The following is a 9,318-nucleotide window of genomic DNA, read 5'->3' as shown; positions in this document are numbered from 1 at the left end:
AGGTCGAGCTTCTCGAAGGCCGTGGTGCCCGCCTGCAGGAGCGCGACGCCGCCACCGGCGACGATGCCCTCCTCGACCGAGGCCTTGGCCGCGCGGACCGCGTCCTCGATGCGGTGCTTGCGCTCCTTGAGCTCGACCTCGGTGGCCGCGCCGACCTTGATGACGGCGACGCCGCCGGCCAGCTTCGCGAGCCGCTCCTGCAGCTTCTCGCGGTCGTAGTCCGAGTCGGACTTCTCAATCTCGGCGCGGATCTGGTTGACCCGGCCAGCGATCTGGTCAGCGTCACCGGCACCGTCGACGACAGTGGTCTCGTCCTTGGTGACGACGACCTTGCGGGCGCGGCCGAGCAGGTCGAGGGTGGCGTTCTCGAGCTTGAGACCGACCTCCTCGGAGACGACCTGTCCGCCGGTGAGCACCGCGATGTCGGTGAGCATGGCCTTGCGGCGGTCACCGAAGCCGGGGGCCTTGACGGCGACCGACTTGAAGGTGCCACGGATCTTGTTGACGATCAGGGTGGCCAGGGCCTCGCCCTCGACGTCCTCGGCGATGATCATCAGCGGCTTGCCGGACTGCATGACCTTCTCCAGCAGCGGGAGCAGGTCCTTCACCGACGAGATCTTGCCGTTGAGGATCAGCAGGTACGGGTCCTCGAGCACGGACTCCATGCGCTCGGGGTCCGTCGCGAAGTACGGCGAGATGTAGCCCTTGTCGAAGCGCATGCCCTCGGTGAGCTCAAGCTCGAGACCGAAGGTGTTGCTCTCCTCGACGGTGATGACGCCTTCCTTGCCGACCTTGTCCATGGCCTCGGCGATCATCTCGCCGATCAGCGGGTCAGCGGCCGAGATCGAGGCGGTGGCAGCGATCTGCTCCTTGGTCTCGACCTCCTTCGCCATCTTCAGCAGCTCTTCGCTGACGCGCTCGACAGCCTTCTCGATGCCCTTCTTCAGGGCCATCGGGTTGGCGCCGGCAGCGACGTTGCGCAGTCCCTCGCGCACGAGTGCCTGGGCGAGCACGGTCGCCGAGGTCGTGCCGTCACCGGCGACGTCGTCAGTCTTCTTCGCGACCTCCTTGACGAGCTCCGCGCCGATCTTCTCGTACGGGTCCTCGAGCTCGATCTCCTTGGCAATGGAGACACCATCGTTGGTGATCGTGGGGGCGCCCCACTTCTTTTCCAGAACGACGTTGCGTCCACGCGGGCCAAGGGTGACCTTGACGGCGTCAGCCAGAATGTTCAGGCCGCGCTCAAGGCCGCGGCGTGCTTCCTCATCAAATGCAATGATTTTGGCCATAGCGGCTTATGTCCTTTCGGGACGTTCATGCGTATCTACGACCTGAGGCAACGCCCGCGACGGACGAAGAATCCACGATGTCATGGGACGATCGCAAAAGCTTCTCGCTGCCTTGGTCAAGGACTCACTCAAACACCGCCCCGAAGCCGCACATATCCGCTCGAAACTTCGATCGAATTAGCAGTCGGGACGTGCGAGTGCTAATACAAATCTTGGCACTCAACCACTCGGAGTGCAAGCTGTGGGTCTTTGCCGTAAGCGTATTGCGGCGCGGCGCTCCCTAGCGGAAGTTGCTTCCCAGCACGATGGCGATATTGCCCGGGATGTTTGCGCTCTGCATGACCGAGGTGATGTCCAATTCCGCAGCCGCCGCCTCCGCGGTGGCCCGGTGGGTCTCGGAGCGGTAGTAGACCGTGGAGTAGCTGACCTTCTTCGTCCAGTTCGACGCGGCGACATTGCTGAAGCCGGCGTCCTGCAGCTCAGTGCGGGCCTGGCCGGCAAGACCGCCCACCGTCGCGCCGTTGTAGACGCCCATGACCATGGACGTGTCCACGTCTTCCGCCGGGCCGCTTTCGCTGGCCTCGGTGGAGGAGCTGGCTTCCGTGGAGTCGGTGGGCCCGGTCGATTCGCTTTCGGCGGGCGTTTCGCTGGCCTCGGCCTCCAATTCGGACGGCGTTTCGGAAGCCTCGGTGGAAGTCGTGGCTTCCTGCGTGCCCGAGGAGCTGGCGGCAACGGGTGCTTGGTCGGTCGTGGCGCCCATGAGCTTGGGCAGGACCATGAAGGAGAAGAGTCCCACCACCAGGGCAATCGCCCCGAAGACCATCAGCCAACGCAAGCCGGATCGGGCCCCGCCCACGGATGCGGCGGCAGCCCAACCGTTTTCGCGGTGAGAACCGCTACGGTTGCTGAACTCTGGGACGCGATCAAATTCATCGCGCGGATAGTTGGTCATGCCCGTCCTCGGTGATGTGGCTTGCAATGTGGGCATGCGCGGGTGCAGGAATACAAGCGCGGCCGGGCCCCGAAACGCCAGACGTGCGTTGCAATCATGCCTCGGATCCGAGCCGTTTCGCCGACCGAGCGCGATGCCTCGTCGTTCGTAGTCTACGCAATCGCTTGACCAGCATGGGGTCATGGGCCAGCGCCGCGTCCGTGTCGACGAGTGTGTTCAACAATTGGTAGTAGTTGGTGGGAGAGATGGAAAACAGTTCCGCGATGGCTTGTTCCTTGGCCCCGGCGTACTTCCACCACTGGCGTTCCAGTGCGAGAATCCGCTGGGAACGCTCGTCCAGCCCGCTGGATTCGTCAAGCTCGAACTCGAGCCCAAGTGCCTCGGATGACATTGCACTTCCCTCAACAATCCGGTTCCCCGGTTCACGGTGAACTACCGGGCAATCTGCCCCAACTGTAACTATTCTAACGTGTCGCCCCCACAAACCGTTTGCCGTTCCGGCTGGGTATCTGCCCACAATGTATGTCATGGACACCCGCGAAACGCCCCTCTTCGAGCTCCCCGAGCCGGAACCCGACACCACCGCCTTCCCCTTTGGGCGGGGACTCGCCGAGGCCGTGGCGGGCGGCTTCGTGGCGGCCGACTGGGCCGAGGCACTGGCCCCCGTGGAATCGGAGCTGGTGTCCCTGGCCCGGGGGCTGGAGGCCAGGCGTGCCTCCGGCGAGCGCATCCTGCCCGCGCCTGCGAACATCCTGCGGGCCTTCAGCCGCCCGCTGGCCGAGGCCCGGGTGCTGGTCATGGGCCAGGACCCCTATCCCACGCCGGGGCATTCCATGGGTTTGAGCTTTTCCGCCCTGCCGCAGGTGCGCCCGCTGCCGCGCAGCCTGAAGAACATCTACATCGAGCTGCACGACGACACCGGTGTGCCGGTCCCGGCGCACGGGGACCTCTCCGCGTGGGCCGACCAGGGCGTGGTGCTGCTGAACCGGGTGTTGACGGTGGCTGCCGGTGCCGCAGGTTCGCACCGGCGGCTGGGCTGGGAGGCCGTCACGGATGCCGCCATGGATGCCCTGGCCGCGCGCGGAGGCCCGCTGGTGGCGATCCTGTGGGGCAAGGACGCCCAGGCGCTTGCCCCTGCCCTGGGCTCGATCCCGATCATTGCCTCGGCCCATCCGTCGCCGCTCTCGGCGCGGCACGGGTTCTTCGGCTCCAGGCCCTTTACCCGGGCCAACGAGCTGCTGGTTGCGGCCGGCGGCACGCCCATCGACTGGGCGCTGCCCCTGGCCGTGCGCAGGGGCTAGCGGCGGCGAATGTTGCGGCGCTCGGCCAGCACCTCGGCGCCGATCAGGGGGCGGGCGATGGTGTCGCCGAAGACCACGCCGCCGGCAATCGCCATCATGATGGTGAACGCGGTGATCATGTCCACCATGGCCGAGGACATGTCGCCGACCTCGAAAACGATCCCGTACATGGAACGGAAGATCATCAGCCCTGGCAGCAGGAACACGATGGCGGGGGCGGCAAGCACCAGCTGGGGGGCGCGCATCTTGTAGGCCACCCAGCGCCCGGCCAGGCCGACGAAGGTCGCCGCGACCGCCGGGGCCGCCCGGTCCCCCACGCCCAGGGCCTGGATGCCCAGCAGGATCAGGTAGCCCAGCAGGGCGATGGCCCCGGTGGGCAGCAGGAGCTTGGGGTCTGACTGCTCGGTGATCGCGCCCATGATGACCGCCGCCACCACCAGGGCCGCCAGCAGCCAGCCGGGATAGGAAATGGTGTCAATGGCCCGCACGTCCATTTCCGGGGCACCAAGAAGTTCGCCGCCAACCAGGGCCGCCATGATGCCGGTCAGGATCGCGGCATAGGTCAGCGCCGCGGAGAAGAACCGCCCGGCGGCGGTGACTGGGAACCCGTTGATGGCATCCTGCAGCGCGGAGACGAATCTGGCCGAGGGCAGCAGCAGCAGGATGCCGCCGGCAACCACCAGCGCCGGGTCCATCGGCGCATGCAGCGCATGCCCGAGCACCGCGATGGCAGTGATCACGAAGCTGGCGGCGGCGATCGAGAAGAACTCGGGCACCCTCCAGCGGGAGGCGTACTGGATGATCTGCCCGACAGCCAACGATGAGATGAAGGCGATCGCCGCCCCCAGCAGGGAACCTCCGATGAAGACCACGAAGAAAGCGGCAAAGGCGCCGGCGGCCGAGGCGATCATCCAGCGCGGGAAGGGCTTGGGCCGGCGCGAGATCTCCCGGAGCCGGTCGACCGATTGCTGCCGGGTCACGCCGCCGGAGACGATGTCGGAGACCAGCCGGTGCACGTGGGCCAGTCCGGCGAAGTTGCTGGTCCAGGAGCGCACCACGCGCAGCATCGAGTACGACTCGCCCTCCGGAGGGGAGAAGTTCAGGTGGATCGACTGGTTGGTGATGTCCACGTCGGTGTGGCTCAGCCCCAGCGCCGCGGTCACGGCAATGACGCTGGTTTCCACCTCCAGGGCGCCTGCCCCGTAGCGGAACATGGTCTCGGCCAGGTCAAGGGCGAAGATCAGGGTCTTGCGCGCGGAGGCGTCCTGGGCGGCGTTGACCTTGGGGTTGGCATAGGGGGTTCCCTTGAGCCGCTCGACGATGTTGAATGCCTGGGTGGGCGGGGCATCCGTGGCCAGCAGGCGCGAAATCATGCGCTTGGCCGCGGGGTTGACGCGCGGCGGAAGGGCCGGGGCACCGCTGGTGGTGATGCCGACCTGCCCGGTCTTCGCGTTGATGGCGTCCTGGGCCAAGGTGGTGGGCAGCGGCCGCTTCGCGGGCCTGACCGGCTTCGGCGCCCTGGGTGGCTTGGCGACGTTTGGCCGCTTGGCGACCGGCCTTCCCGAGGGCTTGCCGGCTTGCTTGCCGGCGGGGGTCCCGGGCGTTGGACCGACGCCCGGCGTGCCGGTTGACGGCGCGTCGACGCCGGGGAACTTCGGGGCGTTTTGCGCGTGTGCGGCAGCGTCCTTCAGGGCCTGGGTGATGTGGACCATTTCCCGTGTCTGGACACGGCGAATGCTCGAGACCTGCGGGTTGGGATCCTCGCCCGGTGACGCCGGGGCGGTGGTGTCCGGCCCCTTACCTGAAGACACGCTTCCTCCTGTCGCTTGCGCTTGCTCCCACCCACCATACCGCCGCTTTATGGCGCATTGATCCAAGGACCGCGCAACTCACAATTGACTGTTTGGACACAGTGGGCGGCCCGGCCCCGGGAATATCCGCGCGATGCCCGGAGTTGAGCCACAATGAATGCAAACGCATATAACTTTCGACAGGAGAGCGACGGGAAATCATGAGTGAATCCACCCCGAACACCCAGCAATTTGAGATCGGCATCGAGACCTTCGGCGACATCACCAACGATGCCAACGGCCAGCCGCTGCACCCGGCCCAGGTCCTGCGCAACGTGGTCACCGAGGCCAGGGCCGCCGAGGCCGCGGGACTGGATTTCTTTGGGGTGGGCGAACACCACCGCGACGACTACTCGGTCTCCTCACCCGAGGTGGTCCTGGGCGCCATTGCCTCGGTGACCGAGAAGATCAGGCTGGGCTCCGCGGTGACGGTGTTGAGCTCGGATGACCCGGTGCGCGTCTACGAGCGCTTCGCAACGGTCGACGGCCTGTCCAACGGCCGCGCCGAAGTCATCCTGGGCCGCGGCTCCTTCGTCGAGTCCTTCCCGCTCTTTGGCTACGAGCTCTCCGACTACGAACTGCTCTTCGAGGAAAAGCTCGCGCTCTTTGCCAAGCTGCGCAAGGGCGAACCGGTCAGCTGGTCCGGCCAGACCCGCTCCGCACTGCGGAACCAGTCGGTCTACCCGCCGATTGAAAACGGCACCCTGGATGCCTGGGTGGGCGTGGGCGGCAGCCCCGAATCCGTGGTGCGCGCGGCACGGCACGGCCTGCCGCTGTTCCTTGCCATCATTGGCGGGCAGCCAATGGCCTTTGAGCCGCTGACCAGGCTCTACAAGCGCTCGCTGGAGGAATTCGGGCACCAGCCCCAGCGCATCGGCGCTCACTTCCACGGCCTGGTCGCAGATAGCGACCAAGAGGCGCTGGACCTGTTGTGGCCGCACTACAAGATCACCATGGACCGGCTGGGTGCCGAGCGCGGCTGGCCGCCGGCAAGCCGCATGCGCTTCGAGGCCTCGGCGGGCCCCGAGGGATCGCTGCTGGCCGGCAGCCCGGAGACCGTGGCCAAGAAGATTGCGCACTTCGCGAGCGGCCTTGGCCTCTCGCGCGCCGACATCAAGTATTCGGCCGGCTCGCTGCCGCACGAGACCATGATGCGCAGCATTGACTTGCTGGGGACCAAGGTCAAGCCACTGGTCCTGGAGATGCTCGACGCAAAGTAGGTTTGCGCCCGGTTGTTGGGCCCAGGCCGCAGAGCGAGGCTTAACGAAAAGAACCCCCGGATATCCGGGGGTTCTTTTCGTTTGGTGGTTCTTAGCAGACTCGAACTGCTGACCTCTCGCGTGTGAAGCGAGCGCTCTAACCAACTGAGCTAAAGAACCGGGCCATCTCTCCCAAAGGAGTACCTAGCAAGATTAGCCGAGCACGACGGTGCACGCCAAATCGGCACGAGGCCCGCCCGCGTTTGCTCCCCCGCATGCCCTCGTCTCGACGCCGCCGATCCCTCGTCGTCGGGGCCACGCCCGAGCGTGAATAGTACAGGTGAATTGTTGGTGAACCAGCGATGCCGCGAAGTCGATGAAAACCGCGTGATTCCGGGCTTTTTTGACGCCTGGAACCTCCTCGCGCGGCGGACGTTTCGGGGTGTCCGGCGCGTCGCCCGGGAGCCGTATTTACAACAGGGCTTTCGGCGGGTAATAATTTCACTGTCGAATTCTTCGACGCCCAAACTGGGCCCTACAAGGAAGCTGCCGGGAACCGCCGGCAGCGGTCCCCTACCGGCCAAAGAACCGGCCCGGCGTAATTCCGGGAACCACTTCTTTTGTTCGCTCTCTTTTCCACTTAGAGGACCGCTCCCAGTGCTTCCCAACATTGAGTATTCCCTGTCTTACTCCGCGCCCACCGGCATCGAACGCGATGCCCTCTCCGCGCTCGCCCTGAACCCCGACGCCCGCTGGCACGAACGCATGGACCATGCCCTGTTCGTTGTCACAGCGCTGCACGAGGGCACCCGGGTGGGCCTGGGAATCGTGCACAACGCCGTCACCGCGCCGACCGAGGCTCCGCGCCCCATGGAGCTCGGGGGCATGTTCGTGCACCCCGCCTACCGCAGGCTGGGCATCCGCCAGTACATGGCCGAGGCGCGGCTGACCTACGCGCTGTCCATGGGCGGCACCCCGATCACGGTGATCGACAACCGCAACCACGCCTCGTGGGGCTACTACGAGCGTTCGCCCCGCTGGACGCCCGAACGCGAATACACCGGCTACTTCACCGGACTGCCCATGACCATCTGGGTGTCCACCGAGTCCTCGTGGCACCGCACCGGAATGGGCCTGGCACCGCTGGTCCCGGCCCAGCCGAACACCGTGCTGCCGCAAGGCTTGCACCGGGCACGCCCGCTGGCGTTCGGCCCGGACCAGGACAACGCCGTACCGGCCTAAGGACCTTGAGTGCGGTCGAGCACCGGCCAAAAGCGTGGAGCCCGTTGCGGACGCCCCTGAAAAGGCGTGCACAACGGGCTCCGCGTAGTTCCTATGACTTGAGCTTTTAGGCGGTCGGGCGCATGTCGCCGGTGTCGATGTAGCTCTGGTGCCAGGACAGTGCCTCACCCAGCAGATGCGGGGTGTGCTTGCCGTAGCTGCTCACCTTGGCGCGGTCGAAGTAGTCCTGCAGCATCGGACGGTACTCCGGGCTGGTGCACTTGTCGATGACAACCTGGGCGCGTTGCTTGGGCGAGAGCCCGCGCAGGTCGGCCAGGCCCTGCTCGGTAATCAGGATCATGGTGTCGTGCTCGGTGTGGTCAACGTGGCTGGCCATCGGTACGATGCCGGAGATCTTGCCGCCCTTGGCAGTGGACGGGGACATGAATACGGACAGGAAGCCGTTGCGGGCAAAGTCGCCGGAGCCGCCGATGCCGTTCATGATGTGTGAGCCCACCACGTGGGTGGAGTTCACGTTGCCGTAGATGTCGGCTTCGATCATGCCGTTGAGGGCAATGCAGCCCAGTCGGCGGATCAGCTCGGGGTGGTTGGAGATTTCCTGGGTGCGGAAGACAATGCGCTCACGGTAGAAGTCAACGTTGCGGTTGAATTCCTCAATGCCGGCCTCGGACAGGGAGAAGGAGGTTGCCGAGGCGAACTCCAGGGTGCCGTCCTTGATCAGTTCCAGCATCCCGTCTTGGATGACCTCGGTGTAGGCCTTCAAGCCGCGGTAGCCGCCGCGGGACAGGCCGGCCAGCACGGCGTTGGCAATGTTGCCCACGCCGGACTGCAGCGGCAGCAGCTTGTTGGTCATGCGGCCCTTGGCGATTTCGCCGTCGAGGAAGTCCAACAGATGGGAGGCGATCTGGTTGGAGGCTTCATCCGGAGCGGCAAAGGCGGAGAGGCGGTCAGGTGCATCCGTCTCAACAACGGCGATGATCTTGTCCGTGTCAACGTGCAGGTACGGGACACCGATGCGGTCTTCGGGGGCAACCAGCTGAATGGGCTTGCGGTGCGGGGGCAGCGCGGTGCCGTAGTAAATGTCGTGCATGCCTTCCATGGCGGCCGACTGCTGGCTGTTGACCTCGATGATCACGGCGTCGGCCATGTCCAGCCAGGTCTTGTTGTTGCCCACGGACGACGACGGAATCAGCGTGCCGTCCTCACGGATGCCCACCACTTCGATGATGGCAATGTTGATGCCGCCGTAGAAACCGAACCAGGTGTGCTGGGCAACATGGCTCAGGTGGATGTCCATGTAGTCGAGCTCGCCGTCGTTGATCCGCTTGCGCAGCGCCGGGTCGGACATGTACGGCAGGCGCAGCTCCATGCCGCCCACCTTGGCGAGGACGCCGTCGAGCTCGGGGGCGGTGGAGGCGCCGGTGAGGACCTTGATCTTGAACGATTCGCCCTTGGCGTGCACTTCCTCCATCTGGACGGCGAGTG

At 65.7% G+C, this 9,318-nt stretch carries 8 protein-coding genes and 1 tRNA gene; 3 read left to right on the top strand and 6 right to left on the bottom strand.

Annotation, left to right across the window (positions count from 1 at the left end):
* From groL to ACLQ7E_RS14755, 3 genes are all read right to left on the bottom strand, one after another.
* Positions 1-1,289 (bottom strand): chaperonin GroEL (groL, locus tag ACLQ7E_RS14765; RefSeq protein WP_411733333.1); only part of this gene is annotated, 1,289 nt, incomplete at its 3' end.
* 280 nt (positions 1,290-1,569) lie between these two features.
* Positions 1,570-2,241 (bottom strand): LytR C-terminal domain-containing protein, encoded by a 672-nt coding sequence (locus tag ACLQ7E_RS14760; protein WP_411733332.1) that lies wholly within the window; start codon positions 2,239-2,241, stop codon positions 1,570-1,572.
* 94 nt (positions 2,242-2,335) lie between these two features.
* On the bottom strand, positions 2,336-2,632 hold the full coding sequence (locus ACLQ7E_RS14755; RefSeq protein ID WP_411733331.1) for a DUF3263 domain-containing protein: 297 nt from the start codon (positions 2,630-2,632) through the stop codon (positions 2,336-2,338).
* A gap of 136 nt (positions 2,633-2,768) precedes the next feature.
* On the opposite strand from ACLQ7E_RS14755, the gene ACLQ7E_RS14750 reads away from it, so the two are divergent.
* A complete protein-coding gene (locus ACLQ7E_RS14750) occupies positions 2,769-3,542 on the top strand; it encodes a uracil-DNA glycosylase (RefSeq protein ID WP_411733330.1) in 774 nt (257 codons plus the stop codon).
* Here the strand turns inward: ACLQ7E_RS14750 and ACLQ7E_RS14745 are convergent.
* On the bottom strand, positions 3,539-5,353 hold the full coding sequence (locus ACLQ7E_RS14745; RefSeq protein WP_411733329.1) for a threonine/serine exporter family protein: 1,815 nt from the start codon (positions 5,351-5,353) through the stop codon (positions 3,539-3,541). The genes ACLQ7E_RS14750 and ACLQ7E_RS14745 overlap by 4 nt on opposite strands.
* A gap of 200 nt (positions 5,354-5,553) precedes the next feature.
* On the opposite strand from ACLQ7E_RS14745, the gene ACLQ7E_RS14740 reads away from it, so the two are divergent.
* The gene (locus ACLQ7E_RS14740) at positions 5,554-6,612 is read left to right on the top strand and encodes an LLM class flavin-dependent oxidoreductase (protein WP_411733328.1); all 1,059 of its coding nucleotides are present in this window, start codon (positions 5,554-5,556) and stop codon (positions 6,610-6,612) included.
* An 82-nt stretch (positions 6,613-6,694) separates the two neighbouring features.
* Here ACLQ7E_RS14740 and ACLQ7E_RS14735 read toward each other — a convergent pair.
* Positions 6,695-6,771 (bottom strand) — tRNA-Val (locus ACLQ7E_RS14735).
* A gap of 477 nt (positions 6,772-7,248) precedes the next feature.
* On the opposite strand from ACLQ7E_RS14735, the gene ACLQ7E_RS14730 reads away from it, so the two are divergent.
* Positions 7,249-7,833, top strand: a complete 585-nt coding sequence (locus ACLQ7E_RS14730; protein ID WP_411733327.1) for a GNAT family N-acetyltransferase — start codon at positions 7,249-7,251, stop codon at positions 7,831-7,833.
* A 106-nt stretch (positions 7,834-7,939) separates the two neighbouring features.
* Here ACLQ7E_RS14730 and ACLQ7E_RS14725 read toward each other — a convergent pair.
* Positions 7,940-9,318, bottom strand: a 1,379-nt coding sequence (locus tag ACLQ7E_RS14725) for an acetyl-CoA hydrolase/transferase family protein (RefSeq protein WP_411733326.1), incomplete at its 5' end; no start/stop codon positions are given.

This window comes from Paeniglutamicibacter sp. (assembly GCF_046714615.1).
Taxonomy (GTDB): Bacteria; Actinomycetota; Actinomycetes; order Actinomycetales; family Micrococcaceae; genus Paeniglutamicibacter.
Note: the sequence above shows the minus strand (reverse complement) of the source record. Positions and strands in the feature narration are given on the sequence as shown.

Bases quoted from the DNA above. Each gene is read 5' to 3' on its own strand.
- ACLQ7E_RS14760 (WP_411733332.1), bottom strand. From the start codon at position 2,241: ATGACCAACTATCCGCGCGATGAATTTGATCGCGTCCCAGAGTTCAGC.
- ACLQ7E_RS14755 (WP_411733331.1), bottom strand. From the start codon at position 2,632: ATGTCATCCGAGGCACTTGGGCTCGAGTTCGAGCTTGACGAATCCAGC.
- ACLQ7E_RS14750 (WP_411733330.1), top strand. From the start codon at position 2,769: ATGGACACCCGCGAAACGCCCCTCTTCGAGCTCCCCGAGCCGGAACCC.
- ACLQ7E_RS14740 (WP_411733328.1), top strand. From the start codon at position 5,554: ATGAGTGAATCCACCCCGAACACCCAGCAATTTGAGATCGGCATCGAG.